Raw genomic sequence first — 25,738 nt, forward strand, 5'->3', positions numbered from 1 at the left:
CGCCGCCGGGCGCGCGTCACACGGACGACGACACCGCGGCGGCGGTTTCGGACATCACGACTGCTCGAGCAGCACGTAGAACTTCTTCGCGTCCTCGATCGTCTCCCAGCGGCCCGCGAAGCCGGCCGGCAGCAGGTAGCCCTGGCCCGGCGTGAATTCCTTGCGGTTGCCTTCGACGTCGGTCAGCGCGATCCGGCCCTCGACGAGCCACACGGCTTCGTCGGCCGCGGTTTCCGGAAACTCCACCGAGCCGACCTTGCCTTCCCACCAGCCGACGATGTAGTTGCCGCTCTTGCCTTCCGCCGCGCGCCAGTCGCTTTCGTCCATGCCGAAGTCGAGCTTCGTGAATTCGCCGATGCCTGCGCCGAGCGGCAGGATGTCCTTGATCAGTTTGGTCATGTGAATCTTTCGTCTCTTGATTGAAAAAAGCAGAGACAAAGTTACTCATTTACACTGGCCCGGTATGCCCCCCTCCGGGGGGGACAAGCTGTGTTTTCCGGGGTGAACGGGTCGGCAGGACAACCGACGGTGTTTCTCCCTAATGACGTTTTCGGTTGCGAACGCTACAATCCGCCGGCTTTTCACCCGGGGAACCGCATGCTGCTCAACGTGAACCCCTTCCACCGCGACAACGACCGTTTCAACGTGTCGTTCAAGGCGCTGGGCGAGCTGATCGAGACGGTCGGCACGCCGCACTTCGTGCCGCGCCTCACGCAACTGCTCAATGAAGTCGTGCCGCTCGACGTCGCGCACGTCGAGCGCTCTCGCGTCGACGGCTCGATGCCCACCGGCTATCGATGCGAATGGATCGGCAGCAGCGGCATCGATACCGAATCCACCGAAATCTCCGACGTGATGACGCTCTACTACGAGCGCTTTCTCGACAGCGACCCGCTGTTCGCGGGGCTGCGCGGCAAGACGGGCACGATGCTGGTGGTGCGCGACATCGCGGCGATCCCGCCCGGCGAATTCCGCCAGCGGCTGTTCGACGACGTGCATATCGGGCACGAATGCGTGCTCGCGCGCGGCACGCGCTATTCGCAGCATTCGATCGCGCTGGAGCGCGGCCGCGACCGGCCGCCGTTCACGCTCGCCGAAATGAACCGCTTTCGCAGCATCAGCGACATGCTGTTCCCGCTGCTCGAACTGCATGCGTCGACCACGGCCGTGCGGCGCGTCGCGCACCCGACGCCCGACGTCCATCCGCTCGCGCAGTTCGATGCGCGCATCGCCGCCGACGGCGTGAAGCTGTCGAAGCGCGAATACGAAACCTGCAAGCACCTGCTCTCCGGCAAGACCGTGCCGGAGACGGCCGAGATCCTCGGCGTGCGGGTCGCGTCGGCCGAGTCGTACGTGAAGCGCGCATTCGCGAAGCTCGGCGTGCGCACGAAGCGCGAACTCGCCGCGTGGGGGTCGGCCTCCACCGCGTTCCCTTCCGCCGGCGCGCACGACGGCACCGCGTCGCCCGGCATCTCGCGCTGACCCACCCGGCCGCGCCGCGCGGCGGCGTTCGGTTGCGCCGCGTCGATGCGGCGGCGCCACTTGCATCGAATCCCGTCGATGTAAACGTTGCGACTTCAAAATCTTCGCGCGCGTGTTCTCCTCTACCATCGGCCGATCGCTTGACCTCAAATAAAGGAGACGGCCCATGCCCCGCGACCTGAATCAACCGATGGGCGGCAACGAGATGCCGCGCTTTGGCGGCATCGCCACGATGATGCGGCTGCCGCAAGCCGCGACGACCGACGGCCTCGACGTGTGCTTCGTCGGCGTGCCGCTCGACCTCGGCACGTCGAACCGCTCGGGCTCGCGCTTCGGCCCGCGCCAGATCCGCACCGAATCCGTGCTGCTGCGCCCGTACAACATGGCCACGCGCGCGGCGCCGTTCGACTCGCTGCAGGTGGCCGACATCGGCGACGTCGCGACCAACCCGTACGACCTGAAGGACTCGGTGCGCCGCATCGAGGAGGCGTACGACGAGATCGTCGCGAACGGCTGCCGGCCGATCACGCTCGGCGGCGACCACACGATCGCGTGGCCGATCCTGCGCGCGCTGCACAAGAAGTACGGCAAGGTCGCCGTCGTGCACGTCGACGCGCACGCGGACGTGAACGACACGATGTTCGGCGAGAAGATCGCGCACGGCACGCCGTTCCGCCGCGCGGTGGAAGACGGGCTGCTGCAATGCGACAAGGTCACGCAGATCGGCCTGCGCGGCACCGGCTACCACGCGGACGATTTCGACTGGTGCCGCCAGCAGGGCTTCACCGTCGTGCAGGCGGAAGAGTGCTGGAACAAGTCGCTCGCGCCGCTGATGGCGCAGGTGCGCGAACGCGTCGGCGACACGCCGGTCTACCTGAGCTTCGACATCGACGGCCTCGACCCGTCGTTCGCGCCCGGCACCGGCACGCCCGAAATCGGCGGCCTCACCGTGCAGCAGGGCCTCGAAATCGTGCGCGGGATGAAGGGCCTGAACATCGTCGGCGCGGACCTCGTCGAAGTCGCGCCGCCGTACGATCCGACCGGCACCACCGCGCTCACCGGCGCAAACCTCGCGTACGAAATGCTGTGCGTGATGCCGGGCGTCGTCTACCGCTAACCCGACCGACAGGATGACCTTCATGTCCACCGCCGAGCTTTCCCGTTCCACCGCCACGTTCGTGCTGCCCGCGGCGCACATCGCCGGCCAGCCCGTGCGCACGCCTGCCGACGCGCCCGGCGCGCCGATCTTCGACGCGTCGACCGGTGCCGCGATCGGCTGGCAGGCATTCGCGACGACTGCGCACGTCGACGCCGCGGTGCGCGCCGCGCGCGACGCGTTCGCCGGCTGGCGCGATACGCCACCGGCGGCACGCGGCCGGATTCTCGCGACGATCGCCGAGCGCGTCGAAGCGTCCCGCGATCGCCTGGCCGCGCTGCAGATGCAGGTGAGCGGCAAGCCGCCGTTCGAAGCCGACGCCGATGTCGGCGATGTCGCCGCGACGTTCGCGTATTACGCGAAGCTGTGCGAGGACCCGGCGCTGTTCGCGGCCGAACCGGTCGCACTGCCGAGCGACGCCGTCACCGCCGAGCGCTTCTACGATGCCGTCGGCGTCGCGGCGCTCGTCATGCCGTGGAACTTCCCGATGGTCACGACCGCGTGGAAGCTCGCGCCCGCGCTCGCCGCCGGCTGCGCGGTCGTGCTGAAGCCGTCCGAACTCACGTCGCCGACCGAACACGCGCTGCTCGACATCGTCGCCGAAGCCGGTGTGCCGGCCGGCGTCGTCAACGTCGTAAACGGCGGCGCCGACGTCGGCGCAGCGCTGACCGCGCATCCGCTGATCGACAAGATCTCGTTTACCGGCAGCACCGCGGCCGGCCGCAAGGTCATGCAGGCCGCCGCCGTCGACATGAAGCGCGTGACGCTCGAACTCGGCGGCAAGTCGTCGCTGATCGTGCGCGACGACGCCGACCTCGACGTCGCGGTGTCGCTCGCGGTCGCGGGCGCCTTCACGAACGCGGGCCAGATGTGCTCGGCCACCGCGCGCATCCTCGTGCACGACAGCGTGTACCGCAGCTTCATGGCCGCGTTCGAGACCGCCGTGCGCGCGCTCGTCGTCGCGCCGCCGGCCGCGGAACACGTCGCGATGGGGCCGCTGATCTCGGCCGCGCAGCGTACGCGCGTCGAAGCGATGCTCCAGCACGGCATCGAGGCGGGCGCACGCGTCGCCTTCAGCGGCCGCGTGGCGGATGCCGGCGGCGACGGCTTTTTCATGGCGCCCGTCGTGATCGCCGAGCCGGCGGCCGACAACCCGCTGTGGACCGACGAAGTGTTCGGCCCCGTCGCGTGCGTGAAATCGTTCCGCACCGACGACGAAGCGATCGCGCTCGCGAACGACACGCGCTACGGGCTCGTCGCGACCGTCGTGACGCGCGATGCGGCGATCGCAAAGCAATTCCAGCAGCGCGTGCGCGCGGGGCTCGTGTGGATCAACGCGCCGCAGCTCATCTACCCGCACGTGTGCTGGGGCGGGTTCGGGCTCAGCGGGATCGGGCGCGAACTCGGCGTGGCGGGGCTGCGCAGCTATCAGGAGCTGCGCCACGCGATGCGCGCGATCGACTGACGACGACTGACCAGTGGGGCCTTCCAGGCCGTTGTCGGCACCGTGTCTCGTGGCACGGTGCCGTTTTTTTACCGATTTCCGGAACGGGGCTCGGACAGCCCGGCAACCGGCGTTCGTCGGTCCTGCGTTTGCATGGCACGCGAGCCGCCCTCAATGCGACAACGCCGCGGCATGATCGTGCTCGCGCAACTGGCCGGGAATCGCACACGCCGCGAGCCCGCCCTCCTCGATCCACACGCGTGTGCGTTCCGCTGCCTGGTCGATCAGTTGCGCGCACTGCGAGTAGTCGTAGGACGACACTTCGAGCGGACAGAGCGGCGGCACGACATGAATTTGCGCGCGTGCCCCGTATAGCTCCAGATCGCGCACCAGTTGCCGCGCGATCACGAGCGTCAGCGCGTGCGTCGCATGCGCGATCGCGCTGCGCGGCGGGACGCGCAACGCGCAGGCAAACCCGGCCGGCAGCACGACGATCCGCTTGGCGCCGAGCGCGATCGCCACCGAGATCGGCGTATTGTTCGCGACGCCGCCGTCGACGAGCTCCACGCCGTCGATGCTGACCGACGGAAACACGCCGGGAATCGCCGCGCTGGCCTGCACCGCATCCACGACCGAGCCGGCCGACAGCACGACTTCGCGGCCGCTCAGCACATCGGTCGCGACGATGTGGAGCGGCAACGCGGCCTGCTCGATCCGGCGGTACGGCAGGTTCTTTTCCAGCAGCAGGCGCAGCGCATCGGCCTCGACCAGATGCGGCCGGTTGCGCAGCAGCATCGCGATGAGGCTGCGCATCGAGAACGGCATCACGTCCTGGCGGCGGATTCTGCACCACAGCGCTTCAAGCATCGCGATGCCGTCCGCGTCCGGCCGGCCGGCGAAATAGGCGGCGTTGATCGCGCCCGCCGACGCGCCGATCACGCAATCGGGCCGTTCGCCGCTCGCGACCAGCTCGCGGAGCATGCCGACCTCGATCGCACCCAGGCTGCCGCCGCCGGCGAACACGAAGGCGGTCGAGGGAATGGAATCGGACGTCATGGCGCGCCCTCCTGCGGTTGGCTGCGACGGTGGATTCGCCATGATGGATCGTGCGGCGCTCCGGATGTCCTGCTGAAAACCCTGCCGGCACGTGGATCCAGCCGGTCGGCCGACGATGGACGAAACGGCCGGCGCCCGGACCAGCGTGCTGCCGGCGGCAGTCACGCGGCGGCATCAGGCACACCCACGACGACGTGTTTTCCGACTCGTTCAGCAACGACCCGGCCGCGATGCGCGACGCGGTCGCCGCGCTGGAGCGCGTCGACGTGCTGTTCGTCGGGCTGTGTGTCGAGTACGTGATCGCGCGTCACGCGACGGCATCGTTCCCCGTTTCGCCCGCAGCGCCGGCCCCAACCCCAGCCCCCGCCGCACTGCCGCTCACCGACCATTCGACCGCACTCTGCTGACCGCGCCGCGCGGCCTGGCTTCGTGATTTCCCCGGAATTTCCAGCGTTATATTCCATGGTATATTTCGCCAATCCTTCGCGCATCCGTCTCCGGCCCGACCATGCCGGACAGAGGTCAACATGCACGCTCCGCCTTTTCGCCTTGCCCGCACGGCGGATCTTTCGTCGCCCGGCGGTACCCTGCCCGCGGCAACCGGCACGCGGATCGACGCATGCTGCGCGCCGTCGCGCGCGCAACCGACCGAGCTGACACGCCGCGCACGCCTGTCCGAACTCGATGCGAACCTGCACTGCTCGATCATCGGCACCTGCCTGACCACGCACGAGCTGCGCAGGCTCGTGCCGAAGTTCACCGACCTCGATCGCCAGCGCGCGACCGACCTCGAGATCCATCACGCGGCCGTCGAACTCGCCATCGACGGCACGGCCGGCGCGAAGGCGTTGCACAAGGCGCTCGACGAGCGCTACGCCGGTGCGATCCACGTGTTCGACAGCGCGAAGGATGCGGATGAACTCCTCGCGCGCTGGAAGGAAGCGCTGAAGCGCGGCGACGTTCCACCCGCGTACTGGGCGCTGATGACGCATCCGCGCACGACGATGGGCGTGCGCCAGGCCGCGTTCGGCGACCTTCACATGCTGTCGCACCTGGTCGGCGCGGCCAATCGTGCGGATATCCGGCGGCTGGTCGCGCTGGAGGATGAGAATGCGGCGCTGCACGCGAAGATCGAACGGCAGCAGGTGCGCCTGCACGAAATGAGCGCGCAGCGCGACGCGGCGCTGCAGGAACGCGATGCCCTCGCCGCGCGCCAGAACGCGCAGCCGCTGGCGGCGGAAAGCGTCTTGCGCGACGAAGTCCACGAACTGCGCGAAGCGCTGGCCGCGCGCGACGAACGGCTCGCGCTGCACACGAGCCGTCGCGAGGCCGCCGAGCAGCGGATCGCCGCGGAACAGGCGAGCGCCCGCGCGATGCGTGCGCGGCTAGACGAACTGATGGCGATGGTGAAGACGCTGCGCGCCGAAGCGAGCGCGATCGAACAGGCGGTGCAGGTGTCGGCGGACGATCCGGCCGAACGCGCGATGGATCCGCTGTCGATCCTTCAGGGTACGCGTCTGGTGTACGTCGGCGGGCGTCCCGGCTCGAATCGCGCGATCAAGCGGATCGTCGAAACGGCGGGCGGCGAGGTGACGCTGCACGACGGCGGCATCGAGGATCGCAAGGGCCTGCTGGCGGCGGCGCTACCGGGTGCGCGCATGGTCGTGTTCCCGGTCGACTGTATCGACCACGATTCGATGAACCTGCTCAAGCGCATCTGCGAACGCCACCACATCGCGTACCACCCGCTGCGCACGGCGAGCGTCGCCAGTTTCGTCGAGCTAATCGGGCGGCTCGATGCGCAGGCGCGCGACGGGATGGCGCCGGATGCCGCCACGGGCGACGCGTCGCGCTTTTGCCTGCGGCACGGCTAAGGTCAGGTTCGTTTCGCGGCAGGCGTTGCGCGCTGCCCCTCAGGGCGTCAGTGAAAGCCCGTCGTCAGCCTGAAGCGGCTCTGCGGGAACACACACGTTCAGCACGCCCTTAACGCCGGACCATTTTCGTGAGCGCGGCGATGTCGTCGGCGCAAGCCGCATAAGCGCGCGCCTCGATCCCGCGATAGAGGCGGATGATCTCCTCGCCGACCGGCGTAAGCACGCTGCCGCCGCCGCTCTGCCCGCCATGTTCGGACACCGTCGCCGGCGATTTCAGCGAGCGGTTCAGCTCGTCCATCAGCAACCACGCACGCCGGTACGACATCTTCAGGCTGCGCGCCGCCGCCGAAATCGAACCATGCTCGCGCACGGCTTCGAGCAGCGCGACCTTGCCGGGCCCGAGCGCGATCGTGTCGGCTTGCTGGATACGCATCCTGAACCGCACCTCAGGCTTGGGGTGTGCCGGTGTCTTCATGTTGTCCTGCCCTTTGAACGATGCGGGCAAGCATACACGATGGCTGGTGCGGCGCGCGCCGGCGCCGGCCAGCCGCTTCACGTGGCGCGGCGCGGGCAGGAGGTCGGCGCCCGAGTACAGCAGCGGTGCGCCGCTGGGCGAGCCTGCGTTGTATCGGCGAATCTATTACGCCGCTAAAAAGCGCGCCGACAGAATGTGCGCCGCATGGGCGGCATAACAGCGGCCGATCGTGCCCCGTGCGGCCCGGCGCTACGCCAGCACGATGCGCTTGATGACTTTCTTGAGACCCTTGAAGCTGTCGACCGATTCCGCCTTCGCATCCGTCACCAGCGCGCCGATCCGCGCCGGCTCGCAGAAACTGATCCGGCTGTTCGTGCCGAGCTTGCTGAAATCGGCCAGGATCGCGACGTCCGCCGCGTTGCTGACCATCGCACGCGCCACTTCGGTTTCCATCCGGTCATAGTTGGTCGCACCACGCACGGCATCGACGCCCACCGGCGACAGCAGCGCGAGATCGGCGCGGTAGCGGAAGATCTCGGCGACCGTGCCGTCACCGACGGTCGCCGCCGCCCGGCTGCCGATCATCCCGCCGAGCAGGATCGTTTCGTTCCTCGCCTGCCCCGGGTCGCTCGACCGCATCTTCAACGCGACGTCGATCGAATTCGTGACGATCGTGAGGCCCGACAGCTTCGCCAGCTCCTCGGCCAGCAGCGTCGTGGTCGTGCCCGCGTCGATGAACAGCGTCTGCGAGCCCGTGACCAGCCTGGCCGCTGCGCGGGCAATCGCCAGCTTCGCCTTCACGTGCGTCTGCGCGCGCTCGGCGATCGGCGCTTCGTCGCCCACCTGCACCGCGCCGCCGTGTACGCGCTTCAATTCACCGAGCGCCTCGAGATCGACGAGATCGCGCCGCACGGTTTCCCGCGACACGTTCAGGTCGGCCATGATCCGGTCGGTGGAAACGCGCTGCATCTTCGATAACAGAAGCCGGATCCTCTGGTATCGCTCTTCTTGCCACATGGAATGTCCTTGGAATGAACGCCAATGTTATTCGAACGGCGGACTACGCTGCGCTTTCCTCCATCTTTTTGATGCCGACGAGGGTCTGGAGGGATTGACGGACCGTCTGGAATTCGCGGCTCGTCATCTTCGAAAACACCACGTGGATGCGATCGTCGTCCGGCGCGGTGTCGTCCTGTTCGATGATGAACTGGACGATGCGCGCCTGGTCGATGCCGGGCATCGCCTGCAGCGACGTCAGCTTCACCGCGCCGCGGCTCGCCAGGATGCGCACGCCCCAGCGCTGCCGCGCGGCGAAAAAGCGCTTCTCGATCGGCTTCAGGCCGGCCAGGATCGCAAGCACGATTGCCGTCGCGGCGATCGCGGCCACGTACATGCCGCCGCCCACCGCGAGCCCGACCGCCGCCACGACCCACAGGCTCGCCGCGGTCGTCAGGCCGCGGATGATCTCGCCGCGCAGCATGATCGACCCGGCGCCGAGGAAGCCGATGCCCGACACCACCTGCGCGGCGACGCGCGACGGGTCCAGCGACACGTTCTTCGCGTCCTGGATATCCGCGAAACCGAACGCCGACACGACCATCACGAGCGCGGCGCCCACCGCCACCAGCATGTGCGTGCGCAATCCGGCCGCCCACGACAGGCGCTCGCGCTCGATACCGACGATGCTGCCGAGCAATGCCGCCAGCAACAGGCGGGACACGATTTCCAGCTGACTGATCATGCGAGGTCTCCTTGCTTTGCCTGGTCTACCTGATGAAGCACGGCCCGCCTGGGCCGCCGCCCGATTCTTCCTGCCCTCGCCCGCCCGTGGCCAACCTCGACAACCGGCAAGTTGTATTTTTGTGCAATCTTGCGATTTTGTGCTTTCTAATATACGGTACGCAAAACTACAAAGCCAGACCCAGGTTCGCTTGTTTCATCCGATCAGCACGACCAATCGTCATACCATTCAGGCAGCACGATCCGGAACACTTGCTTAGGAGACCCACATGATGAAGAACGCATGGATGCTGGCAGCCACGCTGCTGGCCGCGCTGGCCACGGCCCCCGCTCACGCGTCGGAAGGCGACGTCTGCAAGAAGGTGACGCTCGGCGATGTCGGCTGGAGCGACATCGCGGCCACCACCGGTGTCGCGATGATGCTGCTCGACGGGCTCGGCTACGAGGCGACCAAGACGATCGCGTCGCCGCCGATCGTGCTGGCCGGCGTGAAGAAGGCGCAGATCGACGCGTTCCTCGGCTATTGGGATCCGAGCATGACGCCCACGGTGAAGCCGTTCGTCGATGCCGGCGCCGTCCACCAGTTGCCGCAGCCGAACCTGGTCGGCGCGCGCTACACGCTGGCCGTGCCGCAATACGCATCGGACAAGGGCCTCAAGAGCTTTGCCGACATTGCCAAATTCCGCGACCAGCTCGACGGCAAGATCTACGGGATCGGCGCCGGCAACAACGGCAACGCGCTGGTGCAGCGGATGATCGACAAGAACGAGTTCGGGCTCGGCGGCTTCAAGCTGGTCGAATCGAGCGAGGCCGGGATGCTCGTGCAGGTCATGCGCGCGGTGCAGGAGCACCGGATGATCGTGTTCCTCGCGTGGGAGCCGCATCCGATGAACATCAACTTCAAGATCGCCTATCTCGACGGCGGCGACAGCGTATTCGGCCCGAGCTACGGCTCCGCGAAGGTCTATACGCTCGTCACGCCCGGCTATCTCGAACGCTGCCCGAACGTCGGCCGGCTGCTGACCAACCTGAAGTTCACGACCGACGAAGAGAACCAGTTGATGGTGCCGATCATGAATCACGCCGATCCGGTCGCCGTGGCGAAGGAATGGGTGAAGAAGAACCCCGGCGTGCTGTCGAAGTGGCTCGACGGCGTCACGACCATCGACGGCAAGAGCGCGAAGGACGCGATCGAGAAGCGCATCGGCACATGACCCCGCAACACAAGGAATCCTCCATGCACAAGAATCTCGCGCTGTTCGACCTCGACCACACGCTGCTGCCGCTCGACAGCGACCAGGCCTGGAGCCGCTTCATTACGCGGGTCGGCTGGCGGGAAGACGACGCACACGTGGCGCTGATCGACGAGCACTACGCTCACTATGCGGCGGGCACGCTCGACATGGACGCGTATCTCGCCGTGACGCTCGCGCCGCTCACCCGCTATCCGCGCAAGGTGCTCGAACGCTGGCATGCGCGGTTCATGGACGAAGTGGTCCGCCCGGCGATCACGCCGCAGGCGCGCGAGCTGGTCGACCGCCATCGCGAGAACGGCGATCTCTGCTGCATCGTGACGGCGACCAACGTCTTCGTCACGCGGCCGATCGCGGCGGAATTCGGTATAGAGCACCTGCTCGGCATCGAGCTCGATACCGACGACGGCACGCCGGACGGTGCATTTACCGGGCGCAGTACGGGCGTGCCGAGCTTTCGCGAAGGCAAGATCGTGCGCACCACCGCGTGGCTGGCCTCACTTGGCTACGCGCCGTCCGATTTCGAACGCACCTACTTCTACTCCGATTCGATCAACGACGTGCCGCTGCTGGACTACGTCACGCATCCGGTCGCCACCAATCCCGACTCGAAGCTGTTGCACGTGGCAGGCACGCGCGGGTGGCCTGTCATGAAGTTGTTCTGATTCGGGCGATATCCTCTGCTGTCCATTTTTCATGTCTGGAGGGGTAATGAAATACGGAGCACGCAGCAACAGTCTCGATCATTCAGGAATCCGACTCGAATCGGATCGAAAACCTGCCGTCAACTCGCGCCAGCCGGAAAGCCGCTTTCCGCACTGGCGCGGCGTTTTCATGATCGCACTCCTGTGCACGCTGGCCGCTTGCGGCGACGGCGACTCGGGCACGCCAGCCAGCGTGGCGGCCGCGCGTGCGGCCGCACCGGGCTCGGCGTCCACGCCCGTCCTGCACTGCGCGAGCGCGTGCCACTGACCGACGCCGGCCGCAAAGCCCGTCATCCAAGACAGAGAGCGATCATGCAAAACAAACCCACAACACGACGTCAATTCATCGCCGATGCGCTGAAGCTCGCCGGCGCCACCGCGATCACGGGCATGCTGCCCGAAAGCATCGCCCGCGCGCAGGCCATTCCGGCGGCCACCGTGACCGGCACGATCCAGGACGTGAAGCACGTCGTGATCCTGATGCAGGAAAACCGCTCGTTCGACCACTACCTCGGCACGCTGGGCGGGGCGCGAGGCTTCGGCGATCCGCGGCCGGTCGTGATTTCGAGCGGGTATCCGGTGTGGCGCCAGCCCTGGATGCTGTCCTACGTGTTCCCGTTCAACCCCTCCTCGCCCTCCGGCACGGCGAACGGCGACACCTATTACGGCGACCTCCCTCACGATTGGAGCACCACGCACAGCGCCTGGAACAACGGCCGCTACGACAACTGGACCGCCGCGAAGACCAGCGGCACGATGTACTACTTCACGCAGAGCGACATTCCGTTCTACTACGCGCTGGCGAGCGCGTTCACGGTGTGCGACGCGTACCACTGCTCGATGCTCGGCCCGACGGACCCGAACCGTTTGTATCTGTGGACCGGGTGCTGCGGCAACGTCCCCGGCTATTCGCCGTACACGACCAACACGATGACCGGCACCGGCTGGACCACGATGCCGGAGCGCCTGAACACGGCGGGCGTCACGTGGAAGTTCTACCAGGACAAGGGCAACGGCCTGGATGCCGGCCATGGCTACGGCGAATACAACGGCTCGAAAAGCGATCTTTGGTGGAACGGCAATTACGGCGACAACGTCATCCTGAACTTCAAGCAGTACCAGAACCTCGGTGCGAGCGATCCGCTCGCGCCGGCGCTCAACGGCACGCAGATCGACCCGTCAGGCGGCGGCAAGGAATACGACACGAATCTCTTCAGCCAGTTGCGGGCCGACGTCGCCAACGGCACGCTGCCGCAGGCGTCGTGGATCGCCGCCCCGTACGCGTACTGCGAACATCCGTCGTGGGCCGCGAGCGGCGGCGAATGGTACGTGAGCAACGTCCTCAATGCGCTGACGTCGAATCCGGCGGTATGGGCCAGCACCGTGCTGCTCGTCATGTACGACGAGAACGACGGCCTGTTCGATCACATGCCGCCGGCCGTCCCGGCCAGCACCGCGGCCGGCACCGGGCAGTCGACGGTCTCGACGGCCGCCGAATTCGTCGCGAGCACCGGCGCCGCATCGGACGGCTCGGCCAGCGGCGACGTGCCGATCGGGCTCGGCCCGCGGGTGCCGATGTTCGTGATCTCGCCGTGGTCGAAGGGCGGCAAGGTCAACTCGCAGGTGTTCGATCACACCTCGGTGATCCGCTTCCTGGAAGCGCGCTTCGGGCTGCAGGAAACCAACATCACGCCGTGGCGGCGCACGGTGTGCGGCGACCTGACGTCGGCTTTCGATTTCTCGAACGCCGACCAGACCGTGCCCGCGATCCAGCCGCCGGTGAGCAACATGAACCCGAACGGCCCGGCCGTCCTGATCCCCTATCCGACCACCACCGCAGTGCCGGCGCAGGCCACCGGCCGCAGCACGGCCTGCCGCTTGCCCTACGAGTTCTTCGTGCAAGGCAAGGTCAACCGCGCCGGCCGCGCGCTCGCGCTGACGATGACCAACACCGGCGCCGCGGGCGTGCACCTGCAGGCGTGGGTCGACGGCACGAACACGATTCCCCGCCATTACACGATCGCGGCCGGCTCGAGCCCGTGCACGAACCTGTCGGATTCGTTCGCGCTGAACAGCGGCGGCGGCTACGACTATTCGGTCTACGGCCCGAACGGTTTCCTGCAGACGTTCCGCGGCAGCATCGGTTCGTCCGGCAACACGGGATCGACCGCCGAGATCAGCCTGTGCTACGACGTGGCGAACGGCAACGTGCAGATCACGCTCGACAACTTGGCGGGCACCAGCGCGACGACGTTCCAGCTCACCGACAACGCCTACGGGATGAACACGCGGCAGTCGGTCACCGTCGCCGCCGGCGCGACGCAAGCCGTCACGTGGTACGGCGACGGCGGCTGGTATGACGCCAGCATCCGCGACGCGAACGATCCGAACTTCCTGCGCCGGGTGGCCGGTTGCGTGCAGACGCAATCCGGCACGCTGCTCACGGATTCGGCGATCGGTAATACCAGCAAGAAGTTCGTCGCGGCACTCGCGTCGCAGGGTTCGACGTTCGGCACGCTGCGGTTCGACTACGTCGCGCCGCCGTGGAGCCACAGCCCGAAGAACTGGGTGGGCATCTTTGCGCATGGCGCGCAGCCGACCAAGGGCAGCTACAAGTCGTGGGCGTACTTGCCGAAGAGCTGCGGCTCGCTGCTGTTCTCGTCCACGGCGAACAGTTCGCTGGCGTCGGGGCAGTACGATGCGTGGTTCCTGTTCGACGACGGCTACACGCCGCTCGCGGGCCCCGTCACGATCAACATCTGACGGGATGACCAGCCGGTGTCGGCCGCCCGCATGGGGCCGACACGCATTCGGGCGCAACGTACCCCGTCGCGCCCGAATGCTTTTTCAGCCACGCGGCACGCGCTAGACGAGCGGATCCTCGTTGCATGCGCCGAACGGCAGTGTCGGATGTCAGCACTTGTGACGCCGGCCGATCCATGTGACGAACGGCGTGTTCGCGCCCGCGTTGCCGACGAACGACCCCGACAAGCCGATCTCGGCCTGCACCGGCACCACGCGACCGTTGATCGTGTCGCTGCCCGACGCCCTTCGGCAGGCCGCGCTCGCGTACACGTCTGTGCGCTTCGGCAGCGCATGGTCGACCGCGGCGTTGACCTGGAGGCACTGGCCATCGAAGCGGTCGTCGAGCTTCGAGAACGTATCGCCGAGACTGCCGTAGACAATGGTTCGGGTTCCTGTCGTCTTTCATCCAGATGCGACCGGCGGCCATGCGGATCGAAGGCACGACACGCGACGGCCGTCATCGCAGCGATGCGAGCACGGCGCCACCGCCGAAATCCAGCATAATCAGGCGATTGAACGAGCGCCCCTGCCGGCGCGCGAACCCCGCACACGTTTGCGCGGCCGTCCGGTTCGTCGCTTGACCGCATTCCGCCGGCACGGACGCAGCCGGTCTGTGCCGGTCTCACGCGCGGTAGATTGTGCGGGCACAAAAAATCGAAGCAGAAACACACTCGATGCGGCGCATATCATGGCGCCGGCAATCGCATCACGGACACCACCACGCATCCCGCAGAAGACAGGACACCGACACATGGACCGCGCCGAGCACATCAGCATCGAACAGACGAGCGGGCTGCCCGCCGACGAGCTGGACCGATGCGACTTCTCGTTCGACATCGCCTGGGAGTTGAACGCGCCGTATCAGGATTTGCTCGATCTGCGCGCGCTGCCTGCACGCCGCAAGAACTACGGGTTCGATCCGGCCGGCTGGGCGGACGAAGCGACCGGCAAGACGGCGCTCTTTCGTGCGACGGCCGGCGACCGGCTTGCCGGGTTCGTGGCCATCGGCCAGAGCTGGAACGGGATGGCGGAGATCGCGGAGCTGGCCGTCGACCGCCAGTACCGGCGGCAAGGCATCGGGCAGTTGCTGCTGGCGACTGCCGAATCGTGGGCGCGCGGCCACGGGTTCGGCTTCATGCGGCTGGAAACGCAGTCGAACAACGTTGCCGCGTGCAGCACGTATGCCCGCTCGGGCTTCGTGCTGGGCGGACACGATCGCCTGCTGTATGCGGACGACGAGAACGACGGCGAAGTGGCGCTGTTCTGGTACAAGGACCTGCGCGACGGGCAGACCGCGCGAATCCGCACGGTCGACCCGGAATCGGTGCGGCCGGTGCGCTGACGCACGGCCGCCCGCGCGTCATGGCCGAATCCTTGCCGACTTACTTCCGCGTCGCGACGATGAACAGGCGCGGGAACGGCAGCAGCACGGTGCCGTCGGCGAGCGCCGGATAGCCGCCCGGGCCGGCGAGCGCATCGCGATACTGCGCAAGAAACGCCGCGCGCTCGCCGTCGTCGAGCGCCGCGAGGAACGGCCGCAGCGCGCTGCCCTTGAACCACTCCACGACCGCGTCGGCGCCGCCGCGCAGCGGGTGGTAATAAGTCGTGCGCCATACGTCCACCCGCGAGCACAGCGGCGACAGCAGCGCGTGGTAGTAACGTGCATCGAACCGCTCGGTACGTGCCGCACCCTTCAGCTTGTCCGCCCACGGCCCGGCCGCGGCGACCTCGCGCATCAGCCGGTGCGCGGGTTCGTCGAGGTTGTCCGGCATCTGCACCGCAAGATGGCCGCCCGGCGCGAGCCGGCCGACGAGTGCCGGAAACAGCGTGTCGTGCGCGGGTACCCATTGCAGCACCGCATTCGCGAGAATCAGGTCGTAGCCGCCCGGATCGTCCCAGGTGGAGATATCCACGACGTCGAAACGCAGGTCCGGCAGGCGCGTGCGCGCGGCGTCGATCATGTCCGCCGACGCATCGATCCCGTGGACCGTTGCGTGCGGCGCACGTGCGATCAGCGCCTCGGTCGAATTGCCGGGCCCGCAGCCGATGTCGATCGCGGTATGGATCGGCGTGTTCGGCACGGCGGCCAGCAGATCGCGGATCGGCCGTGTGCGTTCGTCCTCGAATTGCACGTACTGGGCCGCGTATCGATCGAGTGGGGTCGTCATGTGGTTTCTCCTGGTCGGCGTGGACGGCCTTGGCTTCCATGCGGATGGGATGCCGGTGGCCGTCGATGCACCGCATTCTGCGATCGTCACCGAGTTCAGTAAAATGAATTTAATATCGTGATTGATTCAAATTTCTGATGAAGATCGATACGCTCGGTGTCCAGGCCTTCGTCGCCATCGCGGACGGCGGCAGCTTCCGGCAGGCGGCCGACACGCTGCACGTCACGCAGACAGCCATCACGCAGCGGCTGCGCAAGCTCGAAACCTTCCTCGGCGTCGCGCTCGTCGAGCGCACCACGCGCCGCACCACGCTCACCGAAATCGGCCGGCGTTTCCTGCCGCAAGCGCGCCGGCTGCTGAACGAACTGTCCGATGCGCTCACCGAAATTCGCGAAACCGGCCTGAGCCAGCGCGGCGACGTGACGATCGCGTGCGTGCCGACGGTCGGCGTGCAATACCTGCCGCGCATCCTGCGCGCCTTCTCCGCGCACCGGCCGCACGATCGCGTGAAGATTCTCGATCATGCATCGGCGTCGGTACTGCAGGCCGTGCTGCATCGCGAGGCCGAGTTCGGCATCGGCATCGCGGGCGATCAGCATCCCGAACTGGTCAACGTGCCGCTGACGAGCGATCCGTACGTGCTGGTGTGCCGCGACGATCATCCGCTCGCGAAGCGGCGGCGCATTCGCTGGGCCGCACTGCAGCCGCATCCGCTGATCTTCGCCGGTGAAGTGAGCGGCAATCGCGGGCTGCTCGACGGCGCGCTGAAGACGAGCGGCGTATCGCTGCATTCGTTCTACGAAGTGCAGCGCAGCTCGACGGCGCTCGGGCTCGTCGCGGAAGGGCTCGGCGCGGCCGTGGTGCCGAAGCTCGCGATCCAGAAGAACGCGTATCCAATGATCCGCACGATCGAGCTCGTCGAGCCGGCGGTGTCGCGCACGCTCGTGCTCGTCACCCGCAAGAGCGCGCAATTGTCGCCGGCCGCTCGTGCGCTGTACGACATGATCGTCGAACAGGCGACACCCTGACGACTGTGTCAGGGGTGCATCACGAAGCAGCGCCTTCGGGGTAGTATCGCCACACGCGGTCGCAACGGCCGGTGCCTACCCGGCGCCGCGCGCGTCATGCCACCGCTGCAACGGCCGTTCCTCACCACCCTTGCAAGGAGCACTGCATGGCCTACCGCAACTATCACAAGCGCAAGATTGCAGACCGGGAGCTTCATCCCGAAACCCAGATGATGTCGTACGGCTACGATCCGTTCCTGTCGGAAGGATCGGTGAAGCCGCCCGTGTTCCTCACGTCGACGTTCGCGTTCCGCACGGCCGAGGACGGCGCCGAATTCTTCGACGTCGTGGCCGGGCGCAAGCCTTCACCCGAAGGCGAAGGCGCGGGCCTCGTCTACAGCCGCTTCAATCACCCGAACCTGGAGATCGTCGAGGATCGCCTCGCCCTGCTCGACGATTCCGAAGCCGCCGTCGTGACGTCGAGCGGCATGTCGGCCATCGCCGCGATCCTGCTGACCTTCCTGCGGCCGGGCGACTGCGTCGTCCAGTCCGTGCCGCTTTACGGCGGCACCGAAACACTGATCTCGAAGTTCCTGCCCGAGTGGGGCATCCGCTCCGAAGTGATCGCCGACGGGCTGTCCACCGACGCAATCCGCGCCGCGCTCGAAGCGGCCGCGCAAAAGGGCCACGTGCGGATGTGCTACATCGAGACGCCCGCCAACCCGACCAACGCGCTGTTCGACCTCGAAGGGCTGCGCAGCGAGATCGACGCGTTCGAGGCGCGCCACGGCTATCGCCCGCTGTCGGTCTGCGACAACACGTTGCTCGGGCCGCTTTACCAGAAGCCGTCGCGGCAGGGCATCGACCTGAGCGTGTACTCGCTGACGAAATACATCGGCGGGCATAGCGACCTCGTCGCCGGCGGCGTCACGGGCAGCCGCGCGCTGATCACGAAGATCCGCTCGGTCCGCAGCACGCTCGGCTCGCAGCTCGACCCGCATTCGTCGTGGATGATCACGCGCTCGATGGAAACGCTCGTGCTGCGCATGCAGCAGGCCGCCCGCAGCGGCAGCGCCGTCGCCCGCTGGCTCGCCGACAATCCGTATCGGCCGGTGCGCGTGCTGCACCCTGAGCTCATCGACGATCCGGCGTATCAGGCCGTCTATCAGCGCCAGTGCAGCGGGCCGGGCTCGACGTTCGCGTTTATCCTCGACGGCGGCCGCGAGCAGGCGTTCCGGTTCATCAACCACCTGACGCTCTTCAAGTCGGCGGTCAGTCTCGGCGGCACGGAGTCGCTGATCTGCCATCCGGCGTCGACCACGCATTCGGGCGTGCCGGCCGACGCGCGGGCGGCGGCGGGCGTGTCGGAAGGGTTGATTCGCGTGTCGGTCGGGCTCGAACACCCGGACGACCTGATCGCCGACTTGTCGTACGCGCTGGAGCATTGCTGACCTGCGTCGCATGCACCCCGTGGCGGTTCGCAGGGGTGAAACCGGCGGGCGCGGTGCGTGTATTCAGCGACGCCGCCCGCGCCCGGTTGCCGGCATTCGCGCCACGCCAGCGTGCTTGCCGCGCGACGCGAGCCGCCCGCCCTGGCTCAAAGCACCTTCACCATGAACACGCGCGACGTCCCTTCCGGCTCGCACGGCACTTCGCCGAACGCTTCGTATCCCTGCTTCCGGTAGAAATCCGGTGCCTGGAACGAGATCGTGTAGAGCACCGCACGCGCGCAGCCGCGTCGTTTCGCTTCCGCCTCGGCCTCGCGCAGCAGCCGGCTGCCGAATCCGCCGCCGCGCAGCGATTCGGGCAGGTAGAACAGGTCGATGAAGAAGAGGCCGAGCGACGTGCGCCCGGTCAGGCCGCCGATGATCTCGCCAGTCGCGGGATCGCTCACATACACGTCGAGCGTGGCCGCGTCGGCGCGCCCGGTCATCGCGTGATTGAATTCGCCGAGCTTGCGGCTGATGAAGTCGTGTGCGGCCGGCTGTTCGGTGTCGGTGAGCCGGATGGAAACGTCGGGTTGCGTTGTCATGGGGCGGGTTCGGTCGAAGAGAGCTACCGCCGGGCATCCAACACCCGGGGCGGGAATCGTACGACTATAGCGCGACGGCGGGCATGCCGTGCCGGCTCACCCGCCGCCTTCGTCATCCGCCGTCACGCGTCACGTGGCTGGCCGCGTTCATGCCCTTGCCTCACGCCTGCCCTCACGCCACCGCGAACGCCGCCTTCATGTCGGCGATACGGCGCCGTTCGCGCGCGATCATCATCCGGTTCACGACGATCACGCCGATCGTCACCGCCGTGATGAACAGCGTCGCCAGCGCGTTCATCTCCGGGTTCAGCCCCAGCCGCACGCGCGAGAACACCACCAGCGGCAGCGTCGTCGAGCCCGGCCCGGACAGGAACGCCGACAGCACCAGGTCGTCGATCGACAGCGTGAACGACAGCAGCCACCCCGATAGCAGCGCCTGCGAGATCAGCGGCAGCGTCACCACGAAGAACACCTTCAGCGGCGTCGCGCCGAGATCGAGCGCGGCCTCTTCCAGCGACTTGTTCATCTCCTTCACGCGCGACTGCACGATGATCGCCACGTACGACACGCACAGCATCACGTGGCCGATCCAGATCGTCACCATCCCGCGCCCCTTCGGCCAGCCGAACATCTGCTCCAGCGCAACGAACAGCAACAGCAGCGAGATGCCCTGGATCACTTCCGGAATCACCAGCGGCGCATTGATCATCCCCGTGTACAGCGTGAAGCCCTTGAAGCGGCCGAAGCGCGCGAGCACGAAGCCCGCCCACGTGCCGATCACGACCGACGCGGTGGCCGTCAAGAGGCCGATCTTCAGCGACAGCCACGCGGCGGTCAGCAGCTCGTCGTCGTCCAGCAGCGCCGAGTACCACTTCAGCGAGAAGCCCGACCACACCGTCACCAGCTTCGACTCGTTGAACGAGTACACGACCAGGCTGATGATCGGGATGTACAGGAACAGGAAGCCGAAGGCGAGGACGCCCGTCGACAGCGGTTTGCTCGGCTTGATCATTTCGCGTCCTCCAGTTCCTTGACCTGGTAGTACTGGAACAGCGCCATCGGCACCAGCAGCAGCATCACCATCGCGACCGTCACCGCGGACGCCATCGGCCAGTCCATGTTGTTGAAGAATTCATCCCACATCACGCGGCCGATCATCAGCGTGTCGGCGCCGCCGAGCAGCTCCGGAATCACGTACTCGCCCACCGCCGGGATGAACACCAGCAAGCTGCCGGCGATGATCCCGTTCTTCGACAGCGGCAGCGTGATCCGCGTGAACGCGACCCACGGCTTGGCGCCGAGGTCGTACGCGGCTTCGAGCAGCGTGAGATCCATCTTCACGAGGTGCGCGTACAGCGGCATCACCATGAACGGCAGGTACGAATAGACCATCCCGATGTAGACGCCTGCATCGCTGTGGTAGAGGCGCAGCGGCGTGTGGATGATGCCGAGCGCGATCAGCGTGTGGTTCAGCAGGCCGTCGTCCTTCAGGATGCCGATCCAGGCGTACACGCGGATCAGGAACGACGTCCAGAACGGCAGCATCACGGCCATCATCAGCACGTTGCGGCGGTTCGGTTCCGAGCGGGCGATGTAGTACGCCATCGGGTACCCGATCAGCAGGCACAGCACCGTCGACACGGCGGCCATCTTCAGCGAGCTGAGGTAGGTCGCGATGTACAGGTCGTCCTGCAGCAGGAACGCGTAGTGCGACAGCTGCAGCGCGAAGTGCACGACGCCGTCCTTGATCTCGACGAGCGACGTGTACGGCGGGATGCCCATCACCTGGTCGGCGAAGCTGATCTTCAGCACCAGCACGAACGGCAGCGCGAAGAACACGGCCAGCCACACGAACGGCACGCCGATCGCGACGCTGCGGCCCGACGGCAGGAAGCGCGACAGCGCGGCAAGGCGGCCCGGGCGGGCGCGGCCGGCGCCGGCACTCGCGGTGCCGGTCGGCACCGGCGCGGACGGATTGGAGGCGGAGGTTCTCATCGTGGCGTCCTCACTGCGTCAGCACGACGCCGCTGGCGGGCGACCACGACACGAACACGTCGTCGTTCCACGCCGGTGCGTTGTCGTTCATCAGGTGCGAGCTCGACAGGTTCGACACCACCGTCTTGCCGCTCGGCAGGCGCACGTGGTACAGCGAGTAGCTGCCCATGTACGCGATGTCGGTCACGACGCCGCGCGCCCAGTTGTGTTTCGAGCCGGGTTTCTCGCGCGACACGTGGATGCGTTCGGGGCGCACCGAGATGCCCACCGGCATGCCGAGCGGGCCCGTGATGCCGTGGCTCACGTACATGCGCGCTTCGAGGTCGTCGCTCTCGACGAAGATGTGATCGGGCTCGTCTTCCACCACGCGCCCTTCGAACAGGTTGGTCGAGCCGATGAATTCGGCCGAGAAGCGGCTGTTCGGGAATTCGTACACCTCGCCCGGCGCGCCGATCTGCACGATCTTGCCTTCGCTCATCACCGCGAGGCGGCTGGCCATCGTCATCGCCTCTTCCTGGTCGTGCGTGACCATCACGCAGGTCACGTCGACCTTCTCGATGATGTTCACGAGTTCGAGCTGGGTCTTCTGGCGGATCTTCTTGTCGAGCGCGGACATCGGCTCGTCGAGCAAGAGCAGCTTCGGGCGCTTGACCAGCGAGCGCGCGAGCGCGACGCGCTGTTGCTGGCCGCCGGAGAGCTGGTGCGGCTTGCGCTGCGCGTACTTGCTCATCTGCACGAGCGCGAGCGCATCGGCCACGCGCTCCTTGATCTCGTTCTTCGGCGTGCCTTCCTGCTTCAGGCCGAACGCGACGTTCGATTCGACCGTCATGTGCGGGAACAGCGCGTACGACTGGAACATCATGTTCACCGGGCGGCGGTACGGTGGCAGCGATGCGAGGTCCTCGCCGTCGACGAAGATCTTGCCCGAGGTGGCCGTCTCGAGCCCGGCGAGCATGCGCAGCAACGTCGACTTGCCGCAGCCCGAGCTGCCGAGCAGCGCGAACAGCTCGTTCTTCGCGATCGTCAGGTTCACGTTGTCGACGGCGGTGCTGTCGCCGAATTTCTTCACGACGTTTTCGATGCGCACGAAGGCGTCGTTCGGCTTGAGCATGTCCGTCGCCGGGCGATGCAGCGCATCAGGTGTACTGAATGAATCCCGTTTCATGATGGTCCGTGTTAGGCAGGTAAGCGAATCTCAGGCGTCAGGCGCAACCGGCCGGCCGGTCGCGCGGTGCTGGCGGGGAGGGATCGAGCGATTCCTCGTCCGCAACGAATGGCGCAATGAAACAGGGGTGGCGGAACGCACGGCGATCGGCGGCTGTCAGCCGCGACCGACCGGGGGCGTCGCGTTGGCTGTCATGAAGATTTCATCGGTTTTCATCGGGCTTTCCGCACGTTTCTGTCGTCTCCAGTGCGAATTTTTAAACCCGTCAAAAAGCTTTTGGATCGCGGATTTCGGTTCCGGACATTGAACGGGATCGATGTTTGGCGAGGCGGGAAAACGGGGGCACGAGCCGGCCCCGTGCGGCAGCGCGGGCGCCCGGCGGCATGGGCGCCGCCGGGTGAAACGGAGGGTGGGGAAAACGAGCAGCCGGGCGGCTGCCGCGCGCGGCCGGTGCGCCGCGCGAATCACGTCACTTCGCGTTCAGTTCCTTCCAGCGCCGGTAGACGTTGATCGCGTCGCCGTGCTTCTGCTGCACCATCGGCAACCGGCGCTCGTCGATCGGCTTCACATATTCGGCGTAGAACGTGTCGAGCTCGAAATACTTGCGGTCGTCGCGGTAGAACGGCGCGTAGTCCTCGCGCGTCGTGATGTAGATCACGCGTTTGGGGCTGCAGTAGTACAACGAGCCGAGACACATCGGGCACGGGCTCGCGAGAATGTAGATCTCGCAGTCGCTCAGGTGCTCGGTGCCGAGCTTGCGGCATGCATCGCGCACCGCGAGGATCTCGGCGTGCGCGGTCGGGTCGCTGGTTTGCGCGACGAGGTTCGGGCTTTCCGCGACGATCTCGCCGTCGCGGACGATCACCGTCGCGAACGGGCGGCCGCCCTCTTCCACGTTCTTCATCGCAAGATCGATCGTGCGCTTCACAAAATCCATGGCTGCGTCCTCGTTGAAACGGAATGGCGGGAACGTGCGCCGGCCGGCGGCCCACGCACGTCGGGCAGGAACCTGCGCGGCACCGCTGTTGCGGCGCCGCGCCGACGTCAGAACGGCTTGGTCGGCAGGTACTTGCCGTCGAGCGTGATCACCGCGCGCGACCCGCCTTCGGGATCATCGACCTTCTTCACGTCGAGCCGGAAATTGATCGCGCTGATGATGCCGTCGCCGAACTTCTCGTGGACCAGCGCCTTCAGCGTCGTGCCGTACACCTGCAGCATTTCGTAGAACCGGTAAATGGTCGGGTCGGTCGGCACGCGATCGTCGATGCTGCCGCGCAGCGGGATCATCTGCAGCAGCAACACCGCGTCGTCATCGAGGCCGAGCTTGTCGGCCACGCTGCGTGCGGCGCGCACCGGCAGCGCGTGCTGGCCGAGCAGCGCGGCCGTCACGAACGCTTCGCTCAGGCCCGTGCCTTCGGTGAGCTGCGCGAACGACAGGTTCTTGCGCGCCTTCGCGAGCACGATGGTTTCGGCAAGCGCGTGGCGGGCGGTCTGGCTGTGCTGGGACTGGATCATGGCAATTCCTCGGGGTGGGGTGGGAGCAATCCGGATTCAGGCCGCGACGGCAAGCGTCGCGGGCGTGGCGCGGACCTCGGGGTGGTCCGCCAGGGAGACGAACCGGCCGGTCGCGCCGTCGTAGGCGTCGATGCAGCCCGATTCGATGTCGTAGACCCAGCCGTGCAGTGCGAGGCGCCCTTCTTCGAGCTCGAGCCGCACGGCAGGGTGCGTCTTCAGGTTCGCCAGTTGCGCGACGACGTTCTCGCGCACCATCGAGTCGATCCGCTCGCGTTCGCTGCGATGCGCGCGCGCCTCGTTCACGACGCGCGCCGAATCGGCGTAGCGCAGCCAGTGGCCGACGGCCGGCATGTGATCCATGCACTGGCAGGTGGCGATCGCGGTCATCGCGCCGCAATCGGAATGGCCGCAGATCACGACGTCGGTCACGCGCAGCGCGGCGACCGCGTATTCGACCGACGCCGATACGCCGCCCGGCTCGGGGCCGTACGACGGCACGATGTTGCCGGCATTGCGGATCACGAACAGGTCGCCCGGTTCGCGCTGCGTGACGAGTTCGGGCACGAGCCGGCTGTCCGAGCACGAGATGAACAGCGCCCGCGGGTTCTGGCTGCGCGCGAGATCGCGGAACAGCGCGGCGCGTTCCGGATAGGCGTCGCGCTGGAACTTCAGGAAGCCTTCGATGATGTCCTTCATCGTGTGTTCTCCGGTGCAGGTGGAATCGATGAAGGGCAGGTTACGCCGGACTTCCAATAACGTAAAAGACTGATTTATGATCTTCCCGATAAGCAGGACTTATAGGAACCGCCATGCTGCTGCGCCATATCCACTACTTCCTCGCCGTCGCCGAGCATCGCAGCTTCACGCGCGCGGCCGCCGCGCTGCATGTGTCGCAGCCCGCGCTGTCCCAGCAGATCCGCCAGCTCGAGGAGACGCTCGGCGCGCAGCTGTTCGACCGCACCGGGCGCGTGACGCGGCTGACCGACGCCGGCGACGTGTATTTCCGCTATGCGCGGCAGGCGCTGCACGATCTCGCGGAAGGCCGGCGCGCGATTCACGACGTGCAGGACCTGAGCCGCGGCTCGCTGCGGATCGCGGTCACGCCGACTTTCACGAGCTATCTCGTCGGGCCGCTCGTCGAGGCGTTTCACGGCCGCTACCCGGATGTGTCGCTGTCGGTGCGCGAGATGTCGCAGGAGCGCATCGAGGCGCTGCTCGCCGACGACGAGCTCGATGTCGGCATCGCGTTCGAGGACGTACAGACGGCGGATATCGACGCGCAAACGCTGCTGGTCGAAACGCTCGCGCTCGTCGTGAACCGCGCGCATGCGCTCGCCGGGAAACGCAGGGCCGGCCTGCGCGCGCTGCACGACGCGCCGCTCGTGCTGCTCACGGCCGAGTTCGCGACACGCGTGCAGATCGACCGCTATTTCCGCGAGCACGACGTGCGGCCGCGCGTGTTGATGGAGGCAAATTCACTGGGGGCGGTGATCGAGATCGTGCGCCGCACGAATCTCGCGACGTTGCTGCCGGCGACGATCGCGGCCGGGCATGACGATCTCGCTGCCGTCGCGCTCGATCCGGCCGTGCTGCGGCGCACGGCCGTGCTGCTGCAGCGCAAGGGGGCGTACCGGAGCGCGGCCGCGCGCGCGTTCGTCGCACTGGCGTTGGCGCAGCAGGCGGGGAAAGGCACGCGTTCGCGATGAAACCGGCTTTCGAGGGGCACGCCTGGACGCTGACGGGCGTCCGCGCCGGCTGCACCTGACGCGCCAGGCCCCGCTTCCAGCCGGCTGCGGACGCCAAAATCCCGCGATTTATCCTGTAAAATCCCGAATCGAGAGAATTTGTACGACAAAACCGGTCATCC

The 25,738-nt window shown here is 66.9% G+C and carries 28 protein-coding genes and 1 pseudogene; 15 read left to right on the plus strand and 14 right to left on the minus strand.

Translation table 11 applies throughout. The annotated features are described in order from the left end of the window. Window positions 1-54 precede the first annotated feature (54 nt). Window positions 55-399, minus strand: a complete 345-nt coding sequence (locus tag CFB47_RS30660) for a cupin domain-containing protein (RefSeq protein ID WP_089457499.1) — start codon at window positions 397-399, stop codon at window positions 55-57. A gap of 198 nt (window positions 400-597) precedes the next feature. On the opposite strand from CFB47_RS30660, the gene CFB47_RS30665 reads away from it, so the two are divergent. From CFB47_RS30665 to CFB47_RS30675, 3 genes are all read left to right on the plus strand, one after another. After that, complete coding sequence (locus CFB47_RS30665; protein ID WP_089443450.1) at window positions 598-1,482, plus strand: helix-turn-helix transcriptional regulator; 885 nt, start codon at window positions 598-600, stop codon at window positions 1,480-1,482. A 166-nt stretch (window positions 1,483-1,648) separates the two neighbouring features. Next, window positions 1,649-2,599: an agmatinase gene (gene speB / locus CFB47_RS30670; RefSeq protein WP_089463271.1), complete on the plus strand. Its 951-nt coding sequence runs from the start codon at window positions 1,649-1,651 to the stop codon at window positions 2,597-2,599. Between the two features lie 22 nt (window positions 2,600-2,621). Further along, on the plus strand, window positions 2,622-4,103 hold the full coding sequence (locus CFB47_RS30675) for an aldehyde dehydrogenase family protein (RefSeq protein ID WP_089463598.1): 1,482 nt from the start codon (window positions 2,622-2,624) through the stop codon (window positions 4,101-4,103). A gap of 150 nt (window positions 4,104-4,253) precedes the next feature. Here the strand turns inward: CFB47_RS30675 and CFB47_RS30680 are convergent, their stop codons facing one another. Then, complete coding sequence (locus tag CFB47_RS30680; protein WP_089463272.1) at window positions 4,254-5,138, minus strand: patatin-like phospholipase family protein; 885 nt, start codon at window positions 5,136-5,138, stop codon at window positions 4,254-4,256. 194 nt (window positions 5,139-5,332) lie between these two features. On the opposite strand from CFB47_RS30680, the gene CFB47_RS30685 reads away from it, so the two are divergent. Together CFB47_RS30685 and CFB47_RS30690 are read left to right on the plus strand one after the other, a co-directional pair. Beyond that, window positions 5,333-5,545 (plus strand): hypothetical protein, encoded by a 213-nt coding sequence (locus CFB47_RS30685; RefSeq protein WP_256946774.1) that lies wholly within the window; start codon window positions 5,333-5,335, stop codon window positions 5,543-5,545. Between the two features lie 120 nt (window positions 5,546-5,665). Further along, the gene (locus tag CFB47_RS30690) at window positions 5,666-7,012 is read left to right on the plus strand and encodes a DUF2325 domain-containing protein (RefSeq protein WP_089463273.1); all 1,347 of its coding nucleotides are present in this window, start codon (window positions 5,666-5,668) and stop codon (window positions 7,010-7,012) included. Window positions 7,013-7,121: 109 nt separating this feature from the next. Here CFB47_RS30690 and CFB47_RS30695 read toward each other — a convergent pair whose 3' ends face one another. The 3 genes from CFB47_RS30695 to CFB47_RS30705 form a co-directional block, all read right to left on the minus strand. Beyond that, window positions 7,122-7,445, minus strand: coding sequence for a winged helix-turn-helix domain-containing protein (locus CFB47_RS30695; protein WP_034188511.1), 324 nt, complete (start codon window positions 7,443-7,445; stop codon window positions 7,122-7,124). Between the two features lie 291 nt (window positions 7,446-7,736). Beyond that, window positions 7,737-8,504, minus strand: coding sequence for a DeoR/GlpR family DNA-binding transcription regulator (locus tag CFB47_RS30700; protein WP_089463274.1), 768 nt, complete (start codon window positions 8,502-8,504; stop codon window positions 7,737-7,739). A gap of 43 nt (window positions 8,505-8,547) precedes the next feature. Beyond that, the gene (locus CFB47_RS30705) at window positions 8,548-9,228 is read right to left on the minus strand and encodes an MgtC/SapB family protein (RefSeq protein ID WP_089463275.1); all 681 of its coding nucleotides are present in this window, start codon (window positions 9,226-9,228) and stop codon (window positions 8,548-8,550) included. A 271-nt stretch (window positions 9,229-9,499) separates the two neighbouring features. Here CFB47_RS30705 and CFB47_RS30710 point away from each other — a divergent pair, with 271 nt between their 5' ends. From CFB47_RS30710 to CFB47_RS30725, 4 genes are all read left to right on the plus strand, one after another. Beyond that, window positions 9,500-10,441 carry a choline ABC transporter substrate-binding protein gene (locus tag CFB47_RS30710; RefSeq protein WP_179259028.1) on the plus strand — a complete coding sequence of 314 codons (942 nt, stop codon included), beginning with the start codon at window positions 9,500-9,502 and terminating at the stop codon, window positions 10,439-10,441. A gap of 23 nt (window positions 10,442-10,464) precedes the next feature. Then, window positions 10,465-11,145, plus strand: coding sequence for an HAD family phosphatase (locus CFB47_RS30715; protein ID WP_089463277.1), 681 nt, complete (start codon window positions 10,465-10,467; stop codon window positions 11,143-11,145). 169 nt (window positions 11,146-11,314) lie between these two features. Then, window positions 11,315-11,452, plus strand: coding sequence for a hypothetical protein (locus CFB47_RS41855; RefSeq protein WP_226239565.1), 138 nt, complete (start codon window positions 11,315-11,317; stop codon window positions 11,450-11,452). Between the two features lie 44 nt (window positions 11,453-11,496). Beyond that, the gene (locus tag CFB47_RS30725; protein ID WP_089463279.1) at window positions 11,497-13,947 is read left to right on the plus strand and encodes a phosphocholine-specific phospholipase C; all 2,451 of its coding nucleotides are present in this window, start codon (window positions 11,497-11,499) and stop codon (window positions 13,945-13,947) included. A gap of 150 nt (window positions 13,948-14,097) precedes the next feature. Here the strand turns inward: CFB47_RS30725 and CFB47_RS30730 are convergent. Beyond that, window positions 14,098-14,361 (minus strand): annotated as a pseudogene (locus tag CFB47_RS30730) (porin); the annotation flags it as partial. Window positions 14,362-14,740: 379 nt separating this feature from the next. Here CFB47_RS30730 and CFB47_RS30735 point away from each other — a divergent pair. Then, entirely contained in the window at window positions 14,741-15,331 is a 591-nt protein-coding gene (locus CFB47_RS30735) for a GNAT family N-acetyltransferase (protein ID WP_089443461.1), read from the plus strand. Window positions 15,332-15,371: 40 nt separating this feature from the next. Here the strand turns inward: CFB47_RS30735 and tam are convergent, their stop codons facing one another. Beyond that, the gene (gene tam / locus CFB47_RS30740) at window positions 15,372-16,157 is read right to left on the minus strand and encodes a trans-aconitate 2-methyltransferase (protein WP_089463280.1); all 786 of its coding nucleotides are present in this window, start codon (window positions 16,155-16,157) and stop codon (window positions 15,372-15,374) included. Between tam and CFB47_RS41860 the strand changes: the two genes are divergently transcribed. The 3 genes from CFB47_RS41860 (at window position 16,156) to CFB47_RS30750 (ending at window position 18,615) form a co-directional block, all read left to right on the plus strand. Continuing rightward, entirely contained in the window at window positions 16,156-16,278 is a 123-nt protein-coding gene (locus CFB47_RS41860; protein WP_256946775.1) for a hypothetical protein, read from the plus strand. The two genes, tam and CFB47_RS41860, sit on opposite strands and share 2 nt — an antisense overlap. A 16-nt stretch (window positions 16,279-16,294) precedes the next feature. Beyond that, window positions 16,295-17,185 carry a LysR family transcriptional regulator gene (locus CFB47_RS30745; RefSeq protein WP_089457484.1) on the plus strand — a complete coding sequence of 297 codons (891 nt, stop codon included), beginning with the start codon at window positions 16,295-16,297 and terminating at the stop codon, window positions 17,183-17,185. A 146-nt stretch (window positions 17,186-17,331) separates the two neighbouring features. After that, window positions 17,332-18,615: a cystathionine gamma-synthase family protein gene (locus tag CFB47_RS30750; protein WP_089463281.1), complete on the plus strand. Its 1,284-nt coding sequence runs from the start codon at window positions 17,332-17,334 to the stop codon at window positions 18,613-18,615. A 146-nt stretch (window positions 18,616-18,761) separates the two neighbouring features. On the opposite strand, the gene CFB47_RS30755 is transcribed toward CFB47_RS30750, so the two are convergent. From CFB47_RS30755 to CFB47_RS30770, 4 genes are all read right to left on the minus strand, one after another. Beyond that, entirely contained in the window at window positions 18,762-19,196 is a 435-nt protein-coding gene (locus CFB47_RS30755) for a GNAT family N-acetyltransferase (RefSeq protein WP_089463282.1), read from the minus strand. 172 nt (window positions 19,197-19,368) lie between these two features. Beyond that, window positions 19,369-20,208 (minus strand): ABC transporter permease subunit, encoded by an 840-nt coding sequence (locus CFB47_RS30760; RefSeq protein WP_011353448.1) that lies wholly within the window; start codon window positions 20,206-20,208, stop codon window positions 19,369-19,371. Beyond that, on the minus strand, window positions 20,205-21,191 hold the full coding sequence (locus tag CFB47_RS30765) for an ABC transporter permease subunit (protein WP_089461740.1): 987 nt from the start codon (window positions 21,189-21,191) through the stop codon (window positions 20,205-20,207). Before CFB47_RS30765 ends, CFB47_RS30760 begins: the two co-directional genes overlap by 4 nt. A 10-nt stretch (window positions 21,192-21,201) precedes the next feature. After that, window positions 21,202-22,302: an ABC transporter ATP-binding protein gene (locus CFB47_RS30770; RefSeq protein ID WP_242808629.1), complete on the minus strand. Its 1,101-nt coding sequence runs from the start codon at window positions 22,300-22,302 to the stop codon at window positions 21,202-21,204. Here CFB47_RS30770 and CFB47_RS41345 point away from each other — a divergent pair. Then, window positions 22,295-22,663 carry a hypothetical protein gene (locus CFB47_RS41345; protein ID WP_179258964.1) on the plus strand — a complete coding sequence of 123 codons (369 nt, stop codon included), beginning with the start codon at window positions 22,295-22,297 and terminating at the stop codon, window positions 22,661-22,663. The genes CFB47_RS30770 and CFB47_RS41345 overlap by 8 nt on opposite strands. A gap of 162 nt (window positions 22,664-22,825) precedes the next feature. On the opposite strand, the gene CFB47_RS30775 is transcribed toward CFB47_RS41345, so the two are convergent. The 3 genes from CFB47_RS30775 to CFB47_RS30785 all read right to left on the minus strand — a co-directional run bounded on the left by CFB47_RS30775 (window position 22,826) and on the right by CFB47_RS30785 (window position 24,567). Continuing rightward, window positions 22,826-23,293, minus strand: coding sequence for a nucleoside deaminase (locus CFB47_RS30775; protein WP_089463283.1), 468 nt, complete (start codon window positions 23,291-23,293; stop codon window positions 22,826-22,828). 107 nt (window positions 23,294-23,400) lie between these two features. Continuing rightward, on the minus strand, window positions 23,401-23,871 hold the full coding sequence (cynS, locus tag CFB47_RS30780) for a cyanase (protein ID WP_089463284.1): 471 nt from the start codon (window positions 23,869-23,871) through the stop codon (window positions 23,401-23,403). 36 nt (window positions 23,872-23,907) lie between these two features. Further along, on the minus strand, window positions 23,908-24,567 hold the full coding sequence (locus CFB47_RS30785; protein ID WP_089463285.1) for a carbonic anhydrase: 660 nt from the start codon (window positions 24,565-24,567) through the stop codon (window positions 23,908-23,910). A 113-nt stretch (window positions 24,568-24,680) separates the two neighbouring features. On the opposite strand from CFB47_RS30785, the gene cynR reads away from it, so the two are divergent. Beyond that, the gene (cynR, locus tag CFB47_RS30790; RefSeq protein ID WP_089463286.1) at window positions 24,681-25,577 is read left to right on the plus strand and encodes a transcriptional regulator CynR; all 897 of its coding nucleotides are present in this window, start codon (window positions 24,681-24,683) and stop codon (window positions 25,575-25,577) included. Window positions 25,578-25,738: the final 161 nt, after the last annotated feature.

The organism is Burkholderia sp. AU27893 (assembly GCF_002223205.1).
Lineage (GTDB): Bacteria > Pseudomonadota > Gammaproteobacteria > Burkholderiales > Burkholderiaceae > Burkholderia.

Bases quoted from the DNA above. Each gene is read 5' to 3' on its own strand.
- CFB47_RS30755 (WP_089463282.1), bottom strand. From the start codon at position 19,196: ATGACAACGCAACCCGACGTTTCCATCCGGCTCACCGACACCGAACAG.
- CFB47_RS30715 (WP_089463277.1), top strand. From the start codon at position 10,465: ATGCACAAGAATCTCGCGCTGTTCGACCTCGACCACACGCTGCTGCCG.
- cynS (WP_089463284.1), bottom strand. From the start codon at position 23,871: ATGATCCAGTCCCAGCACAGCCAGACCGCCCGCCACGCGCTTGCCGAA.
- CFB47_RS41860 (WP_256946775.1), top strand. From the start codon at position 16,156: ATGTGGTTTCTCCTGGTCGGCGTGGACGGCCTTGGCTTCCATGCGGAT.
- tam (WP_089463280.1), bottom strand. From the start codon at position 16,157: ATGACGACCCCACTCGATCGATACGCGGCCCAGTACGTGCAATTCGAG.
- CFB47_RS41855 (WP_226239565.1), top strand. From the start codon at position 11,315: ATGATCGCACTCCTGTGCACGCTGGCCGCTTGCGGCGACGGCGACTCG.
- CFB47_RS30770 (WP_242808629.1), bottom strand. From the start codon at position 22,302: ATGCTCAAGCCGAACGACGCCTTCGTGCGCATCGAAAACGTCGTGAAG.
- speB (WP_089463271.1), top strand. From the start codon at position 1,649: ATGCCCCGCGACCTGAATCAACCGATGGGCGGCAACGAGATGCCGCGC.
- cynR (WP_089463286.1), top strand. From the start codon at position 24,681: ATGCTGCTGCGCCATATCCACTACTTCCTCGCCGTCGCCGAGCATCGC.
- CFB47_RS30745 (WP_089457484.1), top strand. From the start codon at position 16,295: ATGAAGATCGATACGCTCGGTGTCCAGGCCTTCGTCGCCATCGCGGAC.
- CFB47_RS30725 (WP_089463279.1), top strand. From the start codon at position 11,497: ATGCAAAACAAACCCACAACACGACGTCAATTCATCGCCGATGCGCTG.
- CFB47_RS30710 (WP_179259028.1), top strand. From the start codon at position 9,500: ATGAAGAACGCATGGATGCTGGCAGCCACGCTGCTGGCCGCGCTGGCC.
- CFB47_RS30735 (WP_089443461.1), top strand. From the start codon at position 14,741: ATGGACCGCGCCGAGCACATCAGCATCGAACAGACGAGCGGGCTGCCC.
- CFB47_RS30680 (WP_089463272.1), bottom strand. From the start codon at position 5,138: ATGACGTCCGATTCCATTCCCTCGACCGCCTTCGTGTTCGCCGGCGGC.
- CFB47_RS30665 (WP_089443450.1), top strand. From the start codon at position 598: ATGCTGCTCAACGTGAACCCCTTCCACCGCGACAACGACCGTTTCAAC.
- CFB47_RS30700 (WP_089463274.1), bottom strand. From the start codon at position 8,504: ATGTGGCAAGAAGAGCGATACCAGAGGATCCGGCTTCTGTTATCGAAG.
- CFB47_RS30760 (WP_011353448.1), bottom strand. From the start codon at position 20,208: ATGATCAAGCCGAGCAAACCGCTGTCGACGGGCGTCCTCGCCTTCGGC.
- CFB47_RS30775 (WP_089463283.1), bottom strand. From the start codon at position 23,293: ATGGATTTTGTGAAGCGCACGATCGATCTTGCGATGAAGAACGTGGAA.
- CFB47_RS30785 (WP_089463285.1), bottom strand. From the start codon at position 24,567: ATGAAGGACATCATCGAAGGCTTCCTGAAGTTCCAGCGCGACGCCTAT.
- CFB47_RS30690 (WP_089463273.1), top strand. From the start codon at position 5,666: ATGCACGCTCCGCCTTTTCGCCTTGCCCGCACGGCGGATCTTTCGTCG.
- CFB47_RS30675 (WP_089463598.1), top strand. From the start codon at position 2,622: ATGTCCACCGCCGAGCTTTCCCGTTCCACCGCCACGTTCGTGCTGCCC.
- CFB47_RS30765 (WP_089461740.1), bottom strand. From the start codon at position 21,191: ATGAGAACCTCCGCCTCCAATCCGTCCGCGCCGGTGCCGACCGGCACC.
- CFB47_RS30705 (WP_089463275.1), bottom strand. From the start codon at position 9,228: ATGATCAGTCAGCTGGAAATCGTGTCCCGCCTGTTGCTGGCGGCATTG.
- CFB47_RS30660 (WP_089457499.1), bottom strand. From the start codon at position 399: ATGACCAAACTGATCAAGGACATCCTGCCGCTCGGCGCAGGCATCGGC.
- CFB47_RS30750 (WP_089463281.1), top strand. From the start codon at position 17,332: ATGGCCTACCGCAACTATCACAAGCGCAAGATTGCAGACCGGGAGCTT.
- CFB47_RS30695 (WP_034188511.1), bottom strand. From the start codon at position 7,445: ATGCGTATCCAGCAAGCCGACACGATCGCGCTCGGGCCCGGCAAGGTC.